Source organism: Stenotrophomonas sp. CFBP 13725 (assembly GCF_014841935.1).
Lineage (GTDB): Bacteria > Pseudomonadota > Gammaproteobacteria > Xanthomonadales > Xanthomonadaceae > Stenotrophomonas.
The window spans coordinates 152,413-174,648 of record NZ_JACYUV010000005.1 but is presented as its reverse complement, the minus strand read 5'-3'; the positions used below and the strand labels follow the sequence as shown (position 1 = coordinate 174,648).

Annotated in this window: 13 protein-coding genes; 8 read left to right on the top strand and 5 right to left on the bottom strand. The window is 66.5% G+C overall.

Translation table 11 applies throughout. The features are described 5' to 3' along the window. Positions 1-25: 25 nt before the first annotated feature. Together IFT65_RS10975 and IFT65_RS10970 are read right to left on the bottom strand one after the other, a co-directional pair. Positions 26-901 (bottom strand): PhzF family phenazine biosynthesis protein, encoded by an 876-nt coding sequence (locus IFT65_RS10975; RefSeq protein ID WP_192081463.1) that lies wholly within the window; start codon positions 899-901, stop codon positions 26-28. A 30-nt stretch (positions 902-931) separates the two neighbouring features. Further along, entirely contained in the window at positions 932-1,804 is an 873-nt protein-coding gene (locus tag IFT65_RS10970) for a PhzF family phenazine biosynthesis protein (protein WP_192081462.1), read from the bottom strand. A 75-nt stretch (positions 1,805-1,879) separates the two neighbouring features. Between IFT65_RS10970 and IFT65_RS10965 the strand changes: the two genes are divergently transcribed. The 3 genes from IFT65_RS10965 to murD all read left to right on the top strand — a co-directional run bounded on the left by IFT65_RS10965 (position 1,880) and on the right by murD (position 7,281). After that, a complete protein-coding gene (locus IFT65_RS10965) occupies positions 1,880-4,474 on the top strand; it encodes a bifunctional aspartate kinase/diaminopimelate decarboxylase (RefSeq protein ID WP_192081461.1) in 2,595 nt (864 codons plus the stop codon). 67 nt (positions 4,475-4,541) lie between these two features. Beyond that, the gene (gene murL, locus IFT65_RS10960) at positions 4,542-5,894 is read left to right on the top strand and encodes a UDP-N-acetyl-alpha-D-muramoyl-L-alanyl-L-glutamate epimerase (protein ID WP_192081460.1); all 1,353 of its coding nucleotides are present in this window, start codon (positions 4,542-4,544) and stop codon (positions 5,892-5,894) included. Beyond that, positions 5,875-7,281 carry a UDP-N-acetylmuramoyl-L-alanine--D-glutamate ligase gene (gene murD, locus IFT65_RS10955; RefSeq protein ID WP_192081459.1) on the top strand — a complete coding sequence of 469 codons (1,407 nt, stop codon included), beginning with the start codon at positions 5,875-5,877 and terminating at the stop codon, positions 7,279-7,281. The genes murL and murD overlap by 20 nt, the downstream gene beginning before the upstream one ends. Before the next feature lie 554 nt (positions 7,282-7,835). Here murD and IFT65_RS10950 read toward each other — a convergent pair. Further along, positions 7,836-8,834, bottom strand: coding sequence for a polyprenyl synthetase family protein (locus IFT65_RS10950; RefSeq protein WP_188326440.1), 999 nt, complete (start codon positions 8,832-8,834; stop codon positions 7,836-7,838). Positions 8,835-9,061: 227 nt separating this feature from the next. Here IFT65_RS10950 and IFT65_RS10945 point away from each other — a divergent pair, with 227 nt between their 5' ends. After that, positions 9,062-10,678, top strand: coding sequence for an alpha-amylase family glycosyl hydrolase (locus IFT65_RS10945; RefSeq protein ID WP_192081458.1), 1,617 nt, complete (start codon positions 9,062-9,064; stop codon positions 10,676-10,678). Positions 10,679-10,972: 294 nt separating this feature from the next. Beyond that, positions 10,973-11,293: a hypothetical protein gene (locus IFT65_RS10940; RefSeq protein ID WP_192081457.1), complete on the top strand. Its 321-nt coding sequence runs from the start codon at positions 10,973-10,975 to the stop codon at positions 11,291-11,293. A 60-nt stretch (positions 11,294-11,353) separates the two neighbouring features. Here the strand turns inward: IFT65_RS10940 and IFT65_RS10935 are convergent, their stop codons facing one another. Then, positions 11,354-14,116 carry a TonB-dependent receptor gene (locus IFT65_RS10935; RefSeq protein WP_192081456.1) on the bottom strand — a complete coding sequence of 921 codons (2,763 nt, stop codon included), beginning with the start codon at positions 14,114-14,116 and terminating at the stop codon, positions 11,354-11,356. Positions 14,117-14,350: 234 nt separating this feature from the next. Then, a complete protein-coding gene (locus IFT65_RS10930) occupies positions 14,351-16,354 on the bottom strand; it encodes a glycoside hydrolase family 97 protein (RefSeq protein ID WP_249405142.1) in 2,004 nt (667 codons plus the stop codon). A 288-nt stretch (positions 16,355-16,642) separates the two neighbouring features. Here IFT65_RS10930 and IFT65_RS10925 point away from each other — a divergent pair, with 288 nt between their 5' ends. The 3 genes from IFT65_RS10925 to IFT65_RS10915 are packed head-to-tail and all read left to right on the top strand — an operon-like array spanning position 16,643 to position 22,067. Further along, complete coding sequence (locus IFT65_RS10925; RefSeq protein WP_192081454.1) at positions 16,643-18,856, top strand: Six-hairpin glycosidase-like protein; 2,214 nt, start codon at positions 16,643-16,645, stop codon at positions 18,854-18,856. Then, positions 18,853-20,352, top strand: a complete 1,500-nt coding sequence (locus IFT65_RS10920) for an MFS transporter (protein ID WP_192081453.1) — start codon at positions 18,853-18,855, stop codon at positions 20,350-20,352. The genes IFT65_RS10925 and IFT65_RS10920 overlap by 4 nt, the downstream gene beginning before the upstream one ends. Further along, the gene (locus IFT65_RS10915; RefSeq protein WP_192081452.1) at positions 20,352-22,067 is read left to right on the top strand and encodes an alpha-amylase family glycosyl hydrolase; all 1,716 of its coding nucleotides are present in this window, start codon (positions 20,352-20,354) and stop codon (positions 22,065-22,067) included. Before IFT65_RS10920 ends, IFT65_RS10915 begins: the two co-directional genes overlap by 1 nt. Positions 22,068-22,236: the final 169 nt, after the last annotated feature.

Sequence of the window (22,236 nt, the reverse complement as noted above, 5' to 3'; positions counted from 1 at the left end):
ACTCCCCACCGCATCAGCATGCCGCCTACCAGTCGATGGTGCCGCGGATCACCGTCAGGATCTGGCCACCGGACCAGACCTCGCCCGCATCATCCACAGCCAGGTGCAGGCGCGCATAGTGACCCACTTCGCGACCCTGGCTGGCCGTGTACTCGCGTTGCCCGCGCGGCATGGCGTCGCGCTCATCCAGCCACGCTGCCAACACGGCATTCGCCGCGCCCGACGCGGCATCTTCGAAGCGCCTTCCGTTCCCGACGAACGCCCGCACCGCGACATCCCACGGCTGGCCGGAAGACCGGGCGTAGGCAAACACGCCCATGCTTCCGGTGTCCTCCGCCAGCGCCGCCACGGCGTCCCAGTCCGGCGTCAGGGCGCGCAACGCAGATTCTTCGGCCACCTCGACGACCCACCAACTGCGGCCGCCCTGCATGCGCGCCGGCGGCAGGGTGCCCAGCGGCCAGCCCGCGATGGCAGCGGCCAGGCGCGGATCGGAGGCGTCCACGACTTCAGCGACTGAAGCACGTGGCGTGCGGATAGCGATACGGCGTTCATGTCCTTCCCCCTCCACGCGCAGCGGCAACCGGCCGGCGATGCCGTCCTGCACCAGCAGGCCCTCCCGCGGCGACGCCAGCCCGGCTTCGATCACGGCATGCGCGGTTCCGATGCTGGGATGGCCCGCGAAGGGCACCTCTTTCTGCGGGCTGAACATGCGCAGCCGGTAGCTGCTGGCCGCATCGACGGCGGGCAGCACGAAGGTGGTTTCCGGCAACCGGGTCCAGCGGGCGATGGCCTGCATGGCCGCGTCATCCAGGCCCTCGGCATCGAGGACCACGGCCAGCGGATTTCCCGTTCCGGCACCGGTGGAGAAGACATCCATCTGCAGGAATCGGCGGGTGGTCATCGGCAACGCTCCATGGGGTGGCCGCGCAGCTTACCAGTGCACCGTGCCGTCGATGATCGGCTGCACGTGGCCCCCGATCCAGGCGACACCGGTGCTGTCGACATGCAGGTGGACACGACCGTCGCGGCCGACCTCGCGGCCCTGGCTGGCGATGTAACGCCCGTCCTGGCCGGGTAGCTGGCCGCGCTGGGCGAGCACGCTGGCGATCAAGGCGTTGGCACTGCCGGTGACCGGATCTTCAGGCACGTTCACCGCATCGCCTGGGCAGAAGGCACGCACCACCAGGTCGTGGCCGTCGCACGCCTCAGGCGCGAACACGGCCACGCCCGTCGCGGCGGTTTCGTTGGTCCAGTCACGCAGCGCCGCCATGTCCGGTCGCAGAGCGCGGACGCTGGCCGCGTCGCGCGCTGCCAGCAGCCACCAACGCGGTCCGTTGTCCCACAGTTCGGGCTGAGCGTCAGGCCCGGCCACTGCCTGCAGCGTCTGCGGAAGCGTTCCCGCCGCGACCGAACATGCGCGGGCCGGCGGGCTGGCGAGGTGGATCACAGGCGCTTCGGACGCGCCGGTCACGCGCACCGGCAGCAGGCCGGCGGCACATTGCTGCAGCAGATGTCCCTCGCGGGGGCTCGCCAAGCCGCTGGTCACCGCGGCCCATGCCGCGCCCACGCTGGGGTGGCCGGCGAACGCCAGCTCACTGCCAGGCGTGAAGATGCGGATGTGGTAGTCCGCCCCAGGTACGGTCGGCGTTACGAAGAACACCGTCTCGGACAGGTTCAGCCACGCGGCCAGTGCCTGCATGGCGTCGGTGGTCAGCCGGTCGGCGTCAAACACCACGCCGAGCGGGTTGCCGGTGCCGGGCTGCGGGGCGAAGACATCGAGCTGGAGGTAGCGGTGAGCGGTCATCGGCGGTCTCTTGGGCTTAGAATCGGGGGTTCCGCTCCCTGCGAGCGGGCTCCCCACCTAGACCAGAATACTTCCATGCCTGTTTCTTCTCCTGTCGATCGCTGGATCGTCCTCAAGTTCGGCGGCACCTCGGTGTCGCGTCGCCATCGCTGGGACACGATCGGGAAACTGGCGAAGAAACGCGCGGAAGAAACCGGCGCGCGCGTCCTGGTGGTGGTCTCGGCGCTGTCCGGGGTCACCAACGAGCTGACCGCCATTGCCGATGGCGCGGCCGACAGCCGCGACCGCGTGGCGGCGCTGGTCGAACGCCACCAGGCCTTCCTGGACGAACTGGGCCTGGAACGTGCGGTGCTGGCGGAACGCCTCAGCGCCCTGCAGGCACTGCTGGACGATGCCCGTGCCGGCGAGCGGACGCTGGACTGGCAGGCCGAGGTACTGGGGCAGGGCGAATTGCTCTCCTCCAGCATCGGTGCCGCCTACCTGCGCCAGAACGGCCTGGACATGGGCTGGATGGATGCTCGCGAGTGGCTGGATGCACTGCCGCCGCAGCCCAACCAGAGCACGTGGTCGCAGCGGCTTTCGGTCAACTGCGAGTGGAAGTCCAATGCGGACTGGGCGCAGCGCTTCCGCGCGCAGCCAACGCGCCTGCTGATCACCCAGGGCTTCATCTCGCGGCATGCCGACGGCGGTACCGCGATCCTGGGGCGCGGTGGCTCGGATACCTCGGCCGCTTACTTCGGCGCTTTGCTGGGCGCCAGCCGGGTGGAGATCTGGACCGACGTGCCGGGTATGTTCAGCGCCAACCCGAAGGATGTGCCGGATGCGCGTCTACTGACGCGTCTGGACTATTACGAAGCGCAGGAAATCGCGACCACCGGCGCCAAGGTGCTGCACCCGCGCTCGATCAAGCCGTGTCGCGACGCCGGCGTGCCGATGGCGATCCTGGACACCGAACGTCCCGAGCTGCCGGGTACCAGCATCGACGGTGATGCCGCACCGGTGCCGGGCGTCAAGGCGATCAGCCGCCGCAACGGCATCGTGCTGGTGTCGATGGAAGGCATCGGCATGTGGCAGCAGGTCGGCTTCCTGGCGGATGTGTTCGGGCTGTTCAAGAAGCATGGGCTGTCCGTTGACCTGATCGGGTCGGCGGAAACCAACGTCACCGTCTCGCTGGACCCGTCCGAGAACCTGGTCAACACCGATGTGCTGTCGGCGCTGTCGGCGGACCTGTCGCAGATCTGCAAGGTCAAGATCATCGTGCCGTGCGCGGCGATCACGCTGGTGGGCCGCGGCATGCGTTCGTTGCTGCACAAGCTGTCCGATGTCTGGGCGACGTTCGGGCGCGAGCGTGTACACATGATTTCGCAGTCGTCCAACGACCTCAACCTGACCTTCGTGATCGATGAGACCGACGCGGACGGCCTGCTGCCGATTCTGCATGCCGAACTGATCGACAGTGGTGCCATGCCGGTGGAAGAAACCGCCGTGTTCGGACCGCGCTGGCGTGAGATCGCCGGCACCGTGCGCCCGCGTGGCACGCCGTGGTGGCGGGGGCATCGCGCGCAGTTGCTGCAGCTGGCCGAGGCTGGCACCCCGCGCTACGTTTACCACCTGCCCACCGTGCGTGCCCGCGCCCGCGCGCTGGCGGCGATCACCCCGATCGACCAGCGTTATTACGCGATCAAGGCCAACAGCCATCCGGCGATCCTGCAGACACTGGAAGCCGAGGGCTTCGGCCTGGAGTGCGTGTCGCAGGGCGAACTGACGCACGTCTTCAACGTCCTGCCCGACCTGTCGCCCAAGCGCGTGCTGTTTACCCCGAGTTTCTGCCCGCGCAGCGAGTACGAAGCTGGTTTCGCCCGCGGGGTCACCGTGACCGTGGACAACGTGGAGGCTCTGCAGCGCTGGCCCGACCTGTTCCGCAACCGCGAACTGTGGCTGCGCGTCGACCTGGGCCGTGGCGAGGGCCACCACGCCAAGGTACGTACCGGCGGCAAGGAATCGAAGTTCGGCCTGCCGATGTCGCGCGTGGATGAGTTCGTCCGCGTAGCGACCGAGCTGGGCACCAGCGTGGTCGGCCTGCATGCGCACCTGGGCAGTGGCGTGGAGACGGCCCAGCACTGGCGCCTGATGTGCGACGAGCTGGCTGGCTTTGCGCGCCGCATCGGCACGGTGCAGACCATCGATATCGGTGGCGGCATGCCGATTCCGTACAGCGAAGAGGACGAGCCCTTCGACCTGGAGGCGTGGGCCGTCGGCCTGGCCGAGGTCAAGGCCGTGCATCCCGCATTCCGGCTGGCGATCGAGCCGGGCCGTTACCTGGTGGCCGAATCGGGCGTGTTGCTGACCCGCACCACGCAGGTGGTGGAGAAGGACGGCGTGCGCCGGGTAGGACTCGATGCGGGCATGAACACCCTGATCCGCCCTGCGCTGTACGACGCGTGGCACGACATCGAAAACCTGAGCCGCCAGGGGGGCTACGCCGAGGCGGTATTCGATGTCGTGGGCCCGATCTGCGAGTCCAGCGATGTCTTTGGCAAGCGCCGCAAGCTGCCCGTGTCCACCGCGCCGGATGATGTGATGCTGGTGGCCGACACCGGCGCCTACGGGTACGTCATGGCCAGTACCTACAACCAGCGCGAGCTGCCGCACGAGGACGTACTGGAATGAATCGTGCGCGACTGCTTGCCGACACCGTCCGCGCGTCTGCGCGTCACGTGCCCCACCCGGATAAAAAATGACTGCTTTCGATAAACATCAGGTTGCCTGCTTCCGTTTCGTACGCTGCGATTTCGCCGTCGATACCGGCGTGGCCCGCCTGGTCTATGCCTTCGACCAGGGGCCGGAGATGGTGGAGACCATCACCGTGCCTGGCGCGCCCTTCGTGCTGGAGCCCGAGCGTGCCGCGGCGGTACAACGCGCGCTGCAGTTGCTGCACCTGATCGCCGGCGTCAGCTACTACAAGGCCGCAGTGCCGGACACCGTGACCATCGACGGTTACCGCATCGACGCCGCCACGGCGGCGCTGGTGGAGACCGTCTACCTGAACGGGTTGGGTGAGTTCGCCTACCGCAACGGACTGGATCTGCGGGGGCGTTTCCGCCTGCCCGTGCACGGTGAACAGGTCGCCGCCCCGACGCTGGGGCTGCGTTCCCATGCGCTGGTCGCGATTGGGGGCGGTAAGGATTCGCTGGTCAGCATCGAAGCGCTGCGCCGTGCCGGCATCGAGGAAACGGTGACCTGGATCGGGGGCTCGCAGCTGATCCGCGCCTGCGCAGAGCGCACGGGCCTGCCGACCTTGAACCTGGGTCGCGCACTGGCACCTGAGCTGTTCGAACTCAATCGCCAGGGCGCGTGGAACGGGCATATTCCCGTCACTGCGGTGAACTCGGCGATCATGGTGCTGGCGGCCCTGTTGCAGGGCGCCGACCAGGTGGTCTTCTCCAACGAGCGGTCGGCCAGCTATGGCAGCCAGATTCCGGGCACGGGCGAGGTCAACCACCAGTGGTCGAAGGGCTGGGCGTTCGAGCAGGCGTTTGGCAACCACGTGCAGCGCTACGTCGCCGCCGACCTGCAGTACTACTCGCTGCTGCGCCCGATGTCCGAGCTGGCGGTCGCACGGCAGTTCACCAAGACCGATTTCTACGACGCGCATTTCTCCAGCTGCAACCGCAACTTCCACATACTCGGCGAGCGGCCGGTGAACCGCTGGTGCGGAGTCTGCCCGAAATGCCACTTCGTCTTCCTGGCGCTTGCACCGTTCATGTCCAAGGCGCGGCTGGTGCGCATCTTCGGGCGCAATCTGCTGGACGATCTCGACCAGGCGGGCGGTTTCGACGCGCTGCTGGAATTCCAGGACCACAAACCCTTCGAGTGCGTGGGCGAGGGCACCGAATCGCGCGCCGCCATGGCGACGCTGGCGACCCGCGCGGACTGGAAGGAAGATGCGCTGGTGAAGCGCTTCTGCAACGAGATCCTGCCGCAGCTGGATGCCAGCGAGCTGGCGCTGGAGCCGCTGTTGGAGCTGCAGGGCGAGCACCGTATTCCCGCGGCACTGTGGGAGCACGTGCGTGCAGATTTCACAGCTTGAAGGCAAACGAGTCGCGTTGTGGGGATGGGGGCGCGAGGGGCGCGCGGCGTTTGCCGTCCTGCGCGCACGGCTGCCGGCGCTGCCCCTGACCCTGTTCTGCCCTGAAAGCGAGATCGACGCGGCACGTGCCGAAGCCCGCGATGTGCTGGACGTGCGTGGCGAGCCGACCGCCAGCGCATTGGCCCACTTCGAGGTGGTGATCAAGTCGCCGGGCATCAGCCCGTACCTGCCGGTGGCGCAGGCCGCAGCCGCGCAGGGCACGCAGTTCATCGGCGGCACGGCCTTGTGGTTTGCCGAACACGCGGCAGCCGACGGCACGGTGCACAACACGATCTGTGTGACCGGCACCAAGGGCAAGAGCACCACCACGTCCCTGCTGGCGCACCTGCTGCGCGCAGCGGGTCATCGCACCGGGCTGGTCGGCAATATCGGCCTGCCCCTGCTGGAAGTGCTGGAGCCGCATCCCGCGCCGGACTACTGGGCGGTTGAGCTGTCCAGCTATCAGACGGGTGAGGTGGCGCGCAGTGGCGCACACCCGCAGGTCGCGGTGGTGCTGAACCTGTTCCCGGAGCATCTGGACTGGCACGGCAGTGAACAGCGCTACATCGACGACAAGTTGACGCTGGTGACGGAGGGCGCACCCCGCATTGCCGTGCTCAACGCAGCCGATCCGCATCTTGCGGCATTGTCACTGCCGGGCAGCGAGGTGGTCTGGTTCAACCAGCCGGCGGGTTGGCACATGCGCGGCGACGTCATCCATCGCGGGCCGCAGGCGGTGTTTGATACCGCGCGTACGCCGCTGCCGGGACGCCATAACCGCGGCAACCTGTGCGCGGTGCTGGCTGCGCTGGAAGCACTCGGTCTGGATGCCGTGGCGCTGGCCCCTGCGGTGGAGACGTTCCAGCCGCTGCCGAACCGACTGCAGCGGATCGGCGCGCGCGACGGCATCGTCTACATCAACGATTCGATCAGCACCACGCCGCACGCCAGCCTGGCGGCGCTCGAGTGTTTCGCCGGGCAGCGCATTGCCCTGCTGGTGGGAGGTCATGACCGCGGACTGGACTGGCGTGATTTCGTGCACCACATGGCGGAAGGCCAGCCTCCGCTGGCGGTCGTCACGATGGGCAGCAACGGCCCGCGCATCAATGCACTGCTGCAGCCCCTGTCCGAGGCAGGACGATTCGGCCTGCACGCCGCGCGGGATCTGGCGGACGCAATGGAGCAGGCGCGCAACGCGCTGGGCAGCGAGGGCGGTGTCGTGCTGCTGTCGCCAGGTGCCCCCAGCTTCGGCGCCTACCGCGACTATGTCGCCCGCGGCCGCCACTTCGCGGAGTTGGCCGGCTTCGATCCGGACCTGATCAGCGCCATTCCCGGCATCGGCCTGTAAGAAGGAGCGCGGTGGCGGGATGCTGGCGACTACGCGCCCGCCGCTGCGCTCGCCGACCATGGGTCGGCGCTACGGGGGCTGCCGTGGTAGCGCCGAGCCATGCCCGGCGGGATGCTGGCGACCACGCGCCCGCCGCTGCGCTCGCCGACCATGGGTCGGCGCTACGGGGCTGCCGTGGTAGCGCCGAGCCATGCCCGGCGGGATGCTGGCGACCACGCGTTCTTCGCTGCGCTCGCCGACCATGGGTCGGCGCTACGGATGACCGGGTGCTGCCGCGGTAGCGCCGAGCCATGCTCGGCGGAATGCTTGCGACCACGCGTTCGCCGCTGCGCTCGCCGACCATGGGTCGGCGCTACGGGGCTGCCGTGGTAGCGCCGAGCCCTGCTCGGCGGAATGCTGGCGACCACGCGCTCGCCGCTGCGCTCGCCGACCATGGGTCGGCGCTACGGATGACCGGGGCTGCCCTGGTAGCGCCGAGCCATGCTCGGCGGGATGCTGGCGACCACGCGTTCTCCGCTGCGCTCGCCAACCATGGGGCGGCGCAATCGGTTAGGTCAGTGGCTGCGCTGTACGGCGTAGCGGGCCAGGCCGCGCAGGGCGGCGACGGCGTCGTTGTCGGCCAGGCCGTCAAGGGCGCGCTCGGCGGCGGCGGCGTATTCCTCGGCACGGGCGCGGCTGTAGTCGAGTCCGCCGGTGGCGTGGATGGCGGCCAGCACCTCCGGCATCGCCGAGGCATCGCCATCCTGCACGATGCTGCGCAGGCGCTGGCGGGTGCTTTCGTCGGAATGGGCCATGGCATGGATCAGCGGCAGGGTGGCCTTGCCTTCGGCCAGGTCGTCGCCCAGGTTCTTGCCCAGCTCATCCGCATTGGCCGAATAGTCCAGCACGTCGTCGGCAATCTGGAAGGCATAGCCGAGATTCATGCCGTAGTCGTACAGCGCCTGCTGGGTGGCCGCGTCAACGCCGCTGGCGAGGGCGCCCAGACGCGTGCCCGCAGCGAACAGCACCGCCGTCTTGCGCTCGATCACCCGCAGGTAGGCGGCTTCGTCGGTATCGGGGTTGTGGACGTGCAGCAGCTGCAGCACTTCGCCTTCGGCGATGCGGTTGGTGGTGTCGGCCAGGATCTGCATGACCGGCATCCGGTCCAGTTCCACCATCAGCTGGAAGCTGCGCGAATACAGGAAGTCACCCACCAGCACGCTCGGCGCGTTGCCCCACAAGGCGTTTGCCGTGCTGCGACCACGCCGAAGACTGGATTCGTCCACCACGTCGTCGTGCAGCAGGGTGGATGTGTGGATGAACTCGATGATCGCCGCCAACTGGTGGTGCTCCGGCCCCGAACCGCCCACCGCGTGGCCGGCCAACATCACCAGCATCGGCCGCAGGCGTTTGCCGCCGGCCGAGATGATGTGGTCGGCGATCTGGTTGATCAGCACCACATCGGAAGAAAGCCGGCGCCGGATCAGGGCATCGACGGCGGCCATGTCGGCGGCAGCAAGCGACTGGATCTGGGGCAAGCCCAGGGCGGCACGGGTGTCTTCGAGAATGGTCATGCGGTCTGGCTTCAAGGCTCGCTGCCAATTATAGGCGCTGGCCGTGAATTCGGGCGCATGAGGACAGGATGGGCGCGGCGAGTGGAGAGTGCGGCGCAGTGGCCGGCCGCCTTTGCCGTGAATACGTATGCAGGCAGCCCCCTGTCATGGCCCTCGCCGCTAAGCTTCCACCGATGCATTCCGGCCCGCGTCCCTGCGCTGGCCCACAGAGCCCGGAGGGGGGCCAGATGTCCAATACGCCATGGTGGCGCGGCGCCGTGATCTATCAGATCTACCCGCGGAGTTTCCTCGATGCCAACGGTGACGGTGTGGGCGACCTGCCCGGCATCATCGAGCGCCTGGACTACATCGCCTCGCTGGGCGTGGATGCGATCTGGGTGTCACCGTTCTTCAAGTCACCGATGGCGGATTTCGGCTACGACATTGCCGACTACCGCGACGTCGATCCCTTGTTCGGCACGCTGGACGACTTCGACCGATTGCTGGCCAAGGCGCATGCGCTGGGGCTGAAGGTCATGATCGACCAGGTCCTCAGCCATACCTCCAGCGAACACGACTGGTTCCAGGAGAGCCGCCAGGACCGCAGCAATCCGAAGGCGGACTGGTATGTGTGGGTGGATCCGCGCGAAGACGGCACGCCACCGAACAACTGGATGTCGCTGTTCGGCGGCGTTGCGTGGCAGTGGGAACCCCGGCGCCAGCAGTACTACCTGCACAATTTCTTCGCCGAGCAGCCGGACCTCAATTTCCACAACCCGCAGGTGCAGAATGCGACGCTGGAGAATGTCCGCTACTGGCTGGACCGCGGCGTGGACGGATTCCGCCTGGATGCGATCAACTTCTGCTTCCACGACACGCAGTTGCGTGACAACCCGCCCAAGCCGGTGGAGAAACGCGTGGGGCGTGGCTTCAGTCCGGATAATCCGTACGCCTACCAGTACCACTATTTCAACAATACGCAGCCGGAGAACCTGCCGTTCCTGGAAGACCTGCGCGCACTGCTCGACCAGTATCCGGGGGCTGTCAGCCTGGGTGAGATATCGTCTGAGGATTCGCTGGCTACCACCGCCGAATACACCACCGACACCCGCCTGCACATGGGCTACAGCTTCGAACTGCTGGTACAGGATTACAGCGCAGCGTATATCCGCGAAACCGTGTCACGCCTCGAAGCGGCGATGACCGAGGGCTGGCCGTGCTGGGCGATCTCCAACCATGACGTCGAGCGTGCGGTGACCCGCTGGGGTGGCCATCCGGCCGATCCTCGCCTCGCGCGGATGCTGGTGGCCATGCTGTGTTCGCTGCGCGGGTCCATCTGCCTGTACCAGGGCGAAGAGTTGGGCCTGGGCGAAGCGGACGTGCCCTTCGAGGCGCTGCAGGACCCGTATGGCATCACGTTCTGGCCGAACTTCAAGGGACGTGATGGCTGCCGCACGCCCCTGCCCTGGAACGACGATCCTCGGGCGGGTTTCACTACGGGCACCCCGTGGCTGCCAATTCCAGAAGCACACCGGGAAGTTTCCGTGGCGACCCAGGAGAAAGACCCGGCCTCGGTACTCTCCGCCTTCCGCGCATTCCTCGCCTGGCGGAAGACACAGCCTGTGCTGCTGCATGGCGCAATCAGCTTCCTTGAATCGGCCGAGCCGGTCCTGTTGTTCCAGCGCACCCTCGCCGATGAGCAGCTGCTGCTGGCCTTCAACCTCTCGGGGGTATCGGTGCGTCATGCGCTGCCCGCTGGCCTGTGGCAGGCTGTAGCGATCCCTGGGCCGGATGCGGGGATGACCGATGGCACCGAGCTGGTGCTGCCCGCGCACTCGGTGTTCTGCGGCCGACGCATCGGCTGAACGATTTCTCCGTTGGTGGTACTTGAGGGACGTCGCTGTAAAAAGCGACGTCCCTTTTTTGGTGGAACAAGGACGGCGAGTTGGTCGCGGGCTGCCCGGGTTGACTCAACCAAGAGGGCCCGCTGCGCTGGCAGCGGGCCCTCTTGTTTCAACGCTTTGATAGCTCAGAACTACTAATCATCGAGGCCCATGTGGGCTGAAATTCCGGTGTTCCTAGCGGGTTTTTCCTGCAGACGCGCTTGTGACGAGAAAGCATCCTGTCCATCCCCAAACGCTGTTCATCGAGGATGTGTCATGCAGAAAAAATTCGCGACGCTTATCGGATTGCTGTCGGTGGTGGTATCGGGGGCGGTCTTCGCCCAGCATGTCGCGGAGGGAGATCCAACCGGGCGCAGCAGTGATGCCGCATGCCAGGCCGCCTTCCAGGAGTCAGAAGCGGCAGCGAACGGGTGCACATTGTTTCGCACCAAGTTCCATAAGCCCAACTTCTGCTTCATCGCTGCAACTTGCACACGCTCGGATGGAAGCGAGCAGAACAATCGCGAACAGATCCGGCTGCATGAGCTGCCGAAGCTGAGGAACTGCAACGGCAGGCTGGGCTTCATCTGCGACTGACGCGAAAAAGGGCGCCACGAGATCGTGGCGCCCTGTCCGCAGGTTTCTACGCTGGTCGGATCAGAACTTGTAGTTCACGCCCAGCATGTAGGTGCGGCCCCATTCCACATACTCCAGCGGCCGGTCCGTCGTACCGGCATAGGTGCGGTACGGCTCGTTGGTCAGGTTCGTCCCCTGCAGCAGCAGCGTCAGGCCGGCCATCGTGCTGCTGTCGCTGAAGGTATAGCTGACCTGCGCGTCGGTCACGTTCTCGCCGACTACGTAGCGCAGCGTGCGGTTGCCGTTGAAGTTGCCGATCTCACCGATGAAGTCCGACCGGCGACGCTGGCTGACGCGTGCCTCGAACCCATTACGCTCGAAGTACGCGGTGAAGTTGTACACGCGGTCGGACAGGCCGGGCAGGGCAATGGGGTCGCTGCCGACGCTGGAGGCGCTTTCCGGATCCAGGATCTCGATGTCGCTGTCATTGAAGGTAGCACTGGCCTGCACGCCGAAGCCGCGCAGCGATTCGGTGAACATGTCCAGCGGCAGCGAGGCAGTCAGTTCCAGGCCGCGCAGCGTGCCGCCCTTGCCGTTCTGCGGCGAGGAGAACGTGCCGGTCTGCAGCACCGGCGACACCATGCCCGGCGGCGGCACATAGCTGGCCAGCAGGTCGGAGAAGTCATAGTCATCCACCGACTGCGTGTACACGTAGCTCTTCAAGTCTTTATAGAAAACGGCGGCGGCCACGTAGGCGCGCTCGGCGAAGTACTTTTCGTAGGACAGGTCGAACGCGGTGGCACGCCACGGATCCAGCAGCGGATTGCCGCCGCTGCCACCCGGACGGCCAGTGGCGGTGTCCACGCCGAACTCCAGGCCGGCGCGCATCTGGTCCACGCGCGGACGCGCTACCTGCTTGGCAGCAGCGAAACGCAGGGTCTGCTGGTGCGGGAACATGAAGGCCAGGTTCAAGCTCGGCAGCCAATCGTTGTAGGTCTTGCCGGCGTCGATCGGCAGCACGTTCTGGCCAGCGGGACGCGAGCGGTCGAAGTAGTTCGACTGCGAGCTCTGGTCGGCATTCTGCATCTGCACGCCGATGTTGCCACGCACGCCCACCACGCCGATATCGGTATTGATGTTGGCGCGCAGCCACGCGGTGGTGATTTTCTCCTGCACCGTCCACGACTTCGGGATCAGATAATCCAGGTCGGTGACCGGATTGAACACCATGTAGCGCGACACGGCCGCCGGAACGTTCCAGGCCGGGATATAGCCGATGCCGGCAAAGCCCAGGTTGACCCGGTCACGCTGCAGGTCGGCGGCGATGTTCGCATCCCCCTGTGCCCCCAGCAGGATGTTGCCCTCGGCCTGGGTCTTGTCCTTCTGGCGATCGGCGTAGTTGACGCCGATATCGAAGTCAGCGAATACCGGGGAAAGCGCTTCCGGCGCGGGCAGCGTCAGGGCGACGCGTGCGCCCTTCAGGCGGTCTTCCACCGTGGGCACCTTGCCGTAGCCGGAGCCGTAGATGGTGTTGGTCAGGAACAGCGCATCGGGGTTGGAATAGTCCAGGCCCGGGGTGATCTGCGAGAAGCCGTTCGGGTTCACCACCAGGCCGATGGTATCCAGCTGCGGCATCGGGGTCAGCTGCAGGTTGTTTTCCAGGTTCAGCTCATCGCGGGTGGCCTTGGAGTAGTTCACATCAGCCACCAGCTTGACGCCATTGCCGAAGGTGAACTCGTTGTTCCAGCCGAACGCATCGATCTTGTCTTCGCGCTTGTTGTACATGCCGCGCACCAGCGGATAGACACCACTGGCCGTGCCGCCCGCGAAGGTGCCGTCGGCATTCACCTGCGGATTGCTGATCAGCAGGCCTGGCGTGTAACCGCCATTGAAGTTGCTGAGGTTGACCTCGAACTGGTTGGCCGTATCGATCTGCTCGGCTTCGGTGTGGAACGCATCGAAGGTGCTGGTCCAGCTGTTGGATGGGCGGAACTGGACGGTGGCCATCAGCCCGTCGCGCTTGTTGTTGCCGGTGCGGCGCAGCGCCTTGATGCCGTCGCTGAAGGCCACGCCGGGTGCCAGGCCCGGGCGGTTGCCGTTGTCGGTGTTCTCGGTGGTCCACGGCTCGTACAGGCCGACCTGGTTTTCCTGGATGGGCATATCGCTGTGCGCGTAGCCGATGGCAATACCCAGGGTCTTGTCGAGGAACTGGTCGATGTAGCTCGCGCTGAAGCGGTTGCCGAACTCATCCACGCCAGCGGCATCGCCCAGCGAGCTCTTCTGGTAGCGCCCGCTCACCGCGATCACGCGGTCCGGGAAACTCAAGGGACGCGCGGTCTGCATGTCGATGGTGCCCGACAGGCCCTGGCCGACGAGTGCCGCATCCGGGGTCTTGTAGACGGTCACGCCGTTGACCAGCTCGGACGGATACTGGTCGAACTCCACGCTGCGGTTGTCGCCGGTGCTGACCACTTCGCGGCCATTGAGCAGGGTGGTGGCGAAGTCGGGCGACAGGCCGCGCACGCTGATCACCTGCGCACGGCCAGCCACACGCTGGGCGGCCAGGCCCGGCAGGCGGGCGAGCGATTCGGCGATGCTGACATCAGGCAGCTTGCCGATGTCTTCGGCGGAGATCACTTCCACCACCGAGGTGGCGTCCTGCTTTGCGGCGATGGCGTTCTCGATGCCGCGGCGGATGCCGGTGACCTGCACCGCGTCCAGGTTCGTCGCTGACGCACCGGTCTGGCCGGCGGTGGTGGACGTGGTGGACTGCGCGAATGCGAGTACCGGTGACAGTGCGACGGCCAGCGCCAATGACAGCGTGTTGCGCTTGTGGTTCGACATTTCCCCTCCCAGGCAATGTTGCCGAATCTAGTTGTGGTCCGCGCCGGCACGGCCGATACGGGTCGCGGCACGGTGGCCGCTGACTGCGTCGCTATGGTATGCAGCGCGCCGGGTAGTGGAATCAGCCTGCATACGTATTCAATGCAGTTGCAGGCGGTGTAAGCGATTACATGTTGGTGATGACGGCGACGGGGTGTGGGTAGTGACGGCCGCTGGCCGTCAGCGCGTGGCCCTTCATAGCGGAATGAAGCGGATTGCCTGGCCGCCGCCGGGGCCGAGGGTCAAGGTGAGCTGGTCGGCGCTGGTGACCTCGCGGGTTTCGCGCGCGAATGCAAAAGGAGTGCTGCGGAAATCCGCACCGTCGCCATCGCGATAGATCTCCGCGCGGTAGCGCACACCCGGCTCCAGGAAGCCCAGCGACACCGGCAGCACGCGGCCGTGTTCATCGGTGATGCTGCCCAGGAACCAGTCACGGCTGTTGCGGTCGCGGCGCACGATGGTGACGAAGTCGCCGACCTCGCCGTCCAGCACGCGGCTCTGTTCCCAGTCCACCGCGACGTCCTTGATGAACTGGAACGCTTCGCGGTGCTGCAGATAGTGCTCCGGCAGATCGGCAGCCATCTGGATCGGGCTGTACAGCACCACATACAGCGCCAGTTGGCGGGCGAGGGTGCTGGGAATCGCCTGGCCGTTGCGTCCCTTCAACGACAGGATGCCGGGGGTGTAGTCCATCGGCCCGGCCAGCATGCGGGTGAACACCAGGTTGACCTCATGCTCCGGGGGATTGGGCGGCTGACCCCAGGCGTTGTATTCCATGCCGCGCGCGCCTTCGCGGGATATCCAGTTCGGATAAGTACGGCGCAGGCCAGTGTCTTTGATCGGCTCGTGCGGGTTCACTGACAGTCGGCGCGCGGCCGCTTCCTGCACTACCTTCAGATGGTGGCGGGCCATGAACTGGCCGTCGTGCCACTCGCGCAGCAGCGGGCCACCGGCCGGGTTGCGCCGGTCCACCTGGCCGTCGTCGCAGACATACCCGGTCTTGAAAGAATCCACGCCCAAGCGCGCATAGAGGTCCAGCGCCGCGCCCAACTGGTCCTCATAGTGTTCGATGGCGCAGCCGGTTTCGTGGTGGCCGACCAGGTGCACGCCCTTCTGTGCGCCGTAGGCGGACAGCGCTTCAATGTCGAAATCCGGGGTGGCGCGGGTGAAGTCGAAGTCGTAGCCGTTGCCCACCCAGTGGCCGTCCCAGCCGGGATTCCAGCCTTCCACCAGCACGCCGCGGAAGCCGCTGGCGGCGGCGAAATCAATCACCTTCTTCGTCTTCGCAGTCGTGGCGGCATGGCGCGGGCCAGTGGCCCAGCTTTCTTCGTCCAGGTGCATCGACCACCACACGCCCAGGTACTTCGACGGCTTGACCCAGCTCACATCACCCAGTGCATTGGGCTCATTGAGGTTGAGGATCAGGTCCGATTCCACCAGCCCGCCGGCGCGGTCAGCGATCTGCAGGGTGCGCCACGGCGTGCTGAAGGGCAGGGTGCGGCGGACCTTCCAGCCCTCTGCCGATGGAGAAAGCTGTGCGCGCAGGCGCTGGCCGTCGGTGCGCCGCAGCCACATGCCGGCGTAGTCCACCAGCGCTGCCTCGTGGATGGCCACGTGCAGGCCGGAGTGGCTGCGCAGGGTGATCGGCGTGTGTGCCAGCGGCACTTCCTGCAGTGGCGTGCGCGCATACAGGTACTCATAGTGGATCGGCTCGCCGGCCGGGATCCACCAGGCCGTGGACGGCTGGGCGATGGCGAACTCGGTCAGCTCTTCGTCGATGATCGCCTCGGCCATTCCCGGCTGCTGCGGGAACACGTAGCGGAAGCCAACGCCGTCGTCATAGACGCGGAAGACCACGTCCAGCCGACGCTTGTCACCGGCGGTCTGGCGCAGCGATACGGTGAGTTCGTTGTAGTGGTTGCGGGTGACGCGGCGCTCGCCCCACGGCTGCTCCCAGGTTTCATCGAAGGCGCGGGTACTGCTGCCGATGATCTCGAAGTCGCGGTCCAGCCGGCCATCCCGCAGCTCGAAGCCGAGCTTGGACCCCTCCACCACGGCATCGCCGAGTCGCTCCACCTGGTAGCGGGCGGTGCCGCCATCCACCTGCAGCGTCACTTTCAGGATCTTTGCAGGCGATTCCACGCTGGCCGATGGCAGGGTGGCAGCCAGCAGCACCGGGCTGGCGAGCAGCAGGGCCATGCCCAGCCAAGGCGCGGTTCGGCCACGCAGCAACAACGAAAACAGTGACATCTCCCCTCCCAGGGCAATGCAGGAACTGCGCCGACCATAGCCCAGCCGTCAGGGGCGCCTGGCAGCCCGCGTCATGAATACGTATGCAGGCGGGGCGTGCCCTGCGAACGCCGTCTACCATGTCTGCACGATGCCTTGAGGGAGGCGTTGCGCCCCCGTCGGCCGCTTGGCAGGCAGGGACCTACAACATGCAAAGAGGGAGGGAGGGTGACAGGCGCAAGCCGGTCGTCCGCTTCGATGCTGAAGATGATCTGCCTGACCGTCGCCATCGCGACGACGCTGGGTTCGGCCGCGCATGCGGCCGACCTGGAATTCGACGGCCGCAAGGCGCATGCCGAATCCGTGGCCGGTGGCGGCTTCGTGCTGCACACGCCGGATCGCGAGGTGCGCGTTGCCGCGCAGCCGATGCGCAGCGACACCGCCAGCCCGATATTCGATGCCCTGTTCGCGCTTGCGCAGCAGGACATGGACCAGGACCGCGTGGAGGCGATCCGCGATCCGTCCTTCGACGAAGGCCGGCCGGTGCCGTGCGACTGCTTCAAGACCGGTGCCAACTGGCCCTACGTATGGACCCGCGATGTCAGCTTCGCCGCCGACCTGGCGCTGGCGCGGCTGGATCCGCAGCGCACCCGACAGTCGCTGCAGTTCAAATTGTCCGAAGCACGCGATGGCCATACGGCCGGCCTGTTCGTAGCGCAGGACACCGGCTCCGGTGGCAGCTGGCCGATCAGCAGCGACCGGGTGGTGTGGTTCCTGGCCGCACGTCATCTGCTGGATGACAAAGGCTTTGCCGAACAGGTCTGGCAGGCGCTGCAGGGCACGCTGGCACAGGACCGTGCGATGGTGTTCGACGCCCGCATCGGCCTGTACCGTGGCGAGACGTCATTCCTGGACTGGCGCGAGCAGACCTATCCCGACTGGACCCGGGAGGATGTGCGCTTCATCGGCGACTCCTTCGCGCTGTCCACCAATGTGCTGCATTACCAGGCCCTGCGGCTGGGTGAGCAGCTGGCGGGCCAGCACGGTGATGGCACCCGCGCGGCGCAGTACAAGGCCTGGGCCGATGCGCTGGCACCGCAGATCGATGCACGTTTCTGGCGCGAAGACGCCGGCCAGTACATGAGCTACATCGGCGAGGCCGCGCATCCGGTGCCCTATGCGAAGCACGACCTGCTGGCCACGTCGCTGGGTGTCCTGGCTGGCGTGCTGCCAACCGAACGCGCGCGCCGCGCACTTTCGGCGTATCCGGCGAGTGCGGCGGGGAGCCCGGTGGTGTGGCCGCAGGAAGGTAACCAGCCCGTCTATCACAACCGCGCGATCTGGCCGTTCGTCAGTGCGTATTCGTTGCGTGCGGCGCGGGTGCTGGACGATGCACCAAGGATACAGCGCGAGATCGAATCGCTGATGCGCGGTGCCGCGTTGGCCGGTTCGAACATGGAAAACTACGAACTGCTGACGCAGAAGGTCCACGTCGACGAGGGGGCGCTGAGCGGCCCCGTGGTCAACTCCGAGCGCCAGCTATGGTCGGTCGCGGGGTACCTGGATATGGTGCTGCAGGGCGTGTTCGGCGTGGAATCTGATGGCCGGGTGCAGCCCAAGCTGCCGGTGGCCTTGGTGCCGGAGCTGTTCGGTTCACGTGACCGGATCACGCTGCAGATGGATGGCAAGCGCTATGTGCTGCTGAAGCCGAAAGCGCTGCAGGGTGAGCTCTTGATCGCCGGAAAGGTGCAGCGCAGCGGTGACACCACCACCGTGCAGTTGGTGCCGGCCCCCGCGCTGGGTCCCACGCAGCGCATCGCCGCCGACCGCCCAGCAGCAGCCGCTGCCGCCTACGCACCGGCAACACCGGCGGCACCTGTCGCGCGAAAGAAGGGCGCCGACTGGACCATCGCGGTCCCGGCCCAGCACGTGCTGTGGCGCGATGGTGCCGCGGTCGCCGTACCGGATGGCGAGCTGCATATAGCCGATGACGGCCTGCAGCACTGCCTCAGTCTGACCCACCGCCAGAACGCGCTGGAATCGCTGCACAGCCCGACCACCTGCATCGGTCCGCAGCAGCGCCTGCCTGGGGCCCAGACGTGGACATGGACGCAGCCCGCTGCCGGACGCGTCCGCGCGCGCCTGCAGTTCAACAACCCAAACGGCCCGATCAATACCGGTGTCACCGCCGCGGTGAAGCAGCTGGCGGTCACCTGCGCCGGCCAGCCTGCGCAGTCCCACACGGTGGTGATGCCGCACAGCGTGGCCGTGCAGGAATCCACCGCCGCCGAATTCGACCTGCCGGCAGGCACGTGCGCGATCCAGCTGCAGAACGGTTTCAACATGAGCGCGCTGCAGCATTTCGCGCACTACACCGGTGGCAAGGGCGGCCGCGCGGGCGTGCTCAACGACGCGGAGGTCAAGGCGTTGCTGCTGGCACCGATCGCCGCCGTGGCAGGGGGCAACCCATGAGCCGTCCCGCTGTTGCCCGTCCTCACAAACCCCAGCTGTCGTTCTGGCAGATCTGGAACATGTGCTTTGGTTTCCTCGGTATCCAGTTCGGCTTCGCGCTGCAGAACGCCAACGCCAGCCGCATCTTCGAAACCTTGGGCGCGTCGATGGAGGCCGTGCCCGGTCTGTGGATCGCTGCGCCATTGACGGGTCTGCTGGTGCAGCCGATCGTCGGTTATCTGTCCGACCGCACCTGGACGCGCTGGGGACGTCGCCGCCCCTTCTTCATGATCGGCGCGGTGCTCACCACGCTGGCCCTGCTGGTGATGCCCAACTCGCCGACGCTGTGGATCGCGGCGGGTACGCTGTGGGTGCTGGATGCATCCATCAATGTGTCGATGGAGCCGTTCCGTGCCTTCGTCGGTGACCAGCTGGCACCGCGCCAGCGCCCCACCGGGTTCGCGATGCAGAGCTTCTTCATCGGGGTGGGCGCCATCGTGGCCAGCTTCCTGCCCTTCATCCTGGCCCACTTCGGCGTGGCCAATACCGCCGCGCCGGGCGAAGTGCCGGACACCGTGCGCTATGCGTTCTACTTCGGTGCGGTGGTGCTGCTGGCGGCGATCACCTGGACAGTGCTGAGCACGCGCGAATATTCCCCGACCGAGCTGGCCGGCTTTGCCGATGCCGAGCCCCCACACGCGCACGCGGTGGCCGCGCGCGGTGTGCCGCCATGGGCGCAGATCGTGCTGTGGCTGCTGGTGGGGGGCGTTCTGGCGGCACTGATCGCCTGGCAGGGCGGCGACAAGATGCTGTACGTCCTGGCGGGGCTGTGTGCGGCTTACGGCGTGCTGCTGGGCATTGCCCGCTTGCTTCCCGGCACGCACATGCTGGCGAGCATCGTCGACGACCTGCGCAACATGCCGGGCACCATGCGGCGGCTGGCGTGGGTGCAGTTCTTCTCGTGGTTCGCGCTGTTCGCGATGTGGATCTACACCACGGCGGCGGTGGCCGGCACCCATTTCGGCTCCACCGATCCGCAGTCGGCCGCCTACAACGAAGGCGCGAACTGGGTGGGCGTGCTGTTTGGTGCCTACAACGGATTCGCCGCGTTGGCTGCCTTGGTGATCCCGTTGATGGTGCGTGCCATCGGCCTGCGCTGGAGCCACCTGGTGAACCTGTGGCTGGGCGGTGCCGGTCTGGTGTCGATGATGTTCATCGACGATCCGCACTGGCTGCTGTTGTCGATGGTGGGCGTGGGATTTGCCTGGGCCTCCATCCTGTCCCTGCCGTATGCCCTGCTGTCGGACAGTGTGCCGGCGGCGAAGATGGGCGTGTACATGGGTATCTTCAATTTCTTCATCGTGATCCCGCAGCTGGTGGCCGCCAGCGCGCTCGGCTTTGCCCTGCGTGCGTGGCTGGGTGGCCAACCGATGCAGGTACTGGTGCTGGGCGGCTGCAGCCTGCTCGTGGCCGGCCTGTGCGTGCTGCGTGTTCCGTCCCGTCAGGAGGTGGTGTGATGCGTGTGCGTCTGTCTGTTGCGGTAGGTTTCGCCCTGGTCGCTGGCCAAGCGCTCGCCGCGCCGCGCCCGGAGTACGTGGGCACCACCGAGCCGTTCGCCAGTGATGCGGTGTACTTCGTGGTCACTGACCGCTTCGTCAACGGCGACCCGTCCAACGACCACCGTGACCAGGGCGGCAAACATCCGACCTTTGATATCCCGGTGCCGTGCCCGGACAAGGTGGATGGCAACATCGGATACCTCGGCGGTGACTTCAAGGGCGTGCTGGACAATGCGGATTACATCCGCAACCTGGGCTTCGGCGCGGTGTGGATCACCCCCATCGTCGACAATCCGGACCAGGCTTTCACCGGCAGCAAAGAGATCAGCTGCACCAGCACCCTGACCGACCGCGGCAAGACCGGCTACCACGGCTATTGGGGCACCAATTTCTACAAGGTGGACGAGCACCTGCCCAGCGCCGGCCTGCAGTTCGCCGACTTCACCAAGGGCCTGCACGCGGCCAAGTTGAAAGTAGTGCTGGATATCGTCGGCAACCACGGCTCGCCGTCCTGGACGATGCCGGTGCGCCAGCCCCAGTTCGGGCAGATCTTCGACAAGGACGGCACGCTGATCGCCGACCACGAAAACCGGGCACCGCAGCAGCTGGATCCGGAGCACAACCCGCTGCACGCGTTCTATAACACCATCGGGCCGGTGGATGCGTCCAAGGGTTCGATCTTCGACGGCAACCTGGCCGAGCTCGGCGATTTCAACGAACACAATCCGGCGGTGATGGATTACCTGGTCGGCGCGTACCTGCAGTGGACCGCGCAGGGCGTGGATGCACTGCGCATCGATACCATCGGCTGGCTGCCGCACCCATGGTGGAACGAGTTCGTGCGCCGCGTGCGCGCCGAGCACCCGGGCATGTTCATGTTCGGCGAAGCGTTCGACTACGACGCGGCGAAGATCGCCGAGCACACGTGGCCGGCGAATGCGAACGTCAGTGTGCTGGATTTCCCCTCGCGCGGGGCGATGGAGGAGACGTTCGGCTTGAAGCAGAAGGGGTTCGAAACGCTGGCCGAGCCGCTGCACCTGCTGGGTGGACCGTACGCCAACCCGTACGAGCTGATGAGCTTCTACGACAACCACGACATGCCGCGGCTGGATGCCAGCGATGCGGGCTTCATCGATGCGAACAACTGGCTGTTCACCGCGCGCGGTATTCCGGTGCTGTACTACGGTTCGGAAACCGGCTTCATGCGCGGCCGCGCCGAGCACGCGGGGAACCGTGCGTACTTCGGCCAGCCGCGCGTAGATGCCGCACCGCAGAGTCCGATTTTCGGCCCGCTGCAGCGCGTGGCGAAGCTGCGCGAAGCCACCCCGGCGCTGCAGCGCGGCCTGCAGGTCAACGAACGCCTGCAGGGCAATGAGGCGGTATTCTTCCGCGTGCTGCAGTACGACGGGATCAAGCAGACGGCCCTTGTGCTGTTGAACAAGGGGGACGCGAACGCGCGCATGGAGGTGACTCGCTACGTGCAGCCAGGCACTTGGCGCGACGCACTGGACGGCGGCAGCGTGGAAGTTTCCGGCACCCTGCAAGCCGATGTCCCCGCGCATGGCATCAAGGTGTTCGTACTCGACGCGCCGGTGCAGCAGGACGCCCTGCGCGCCGAGCTCGACCGCGCCATGTCCGACCAGCACGCCCGCAGCCGAAAGCTGGCCAAGTAGTGACGGCCGCTGGCCGTCAGGAACGGGCGGCCGATAACGGGAGACCTGTAACGGGACCACGGCACGGAACTCGGCACGGAACTCGGTAGAGCCGACTTCAGTCGGCTGCTCTTCAACGCAGCCGACTGAATTCGACTCTACCCGTCGCCCACGCGTCGTCCGACCGTCG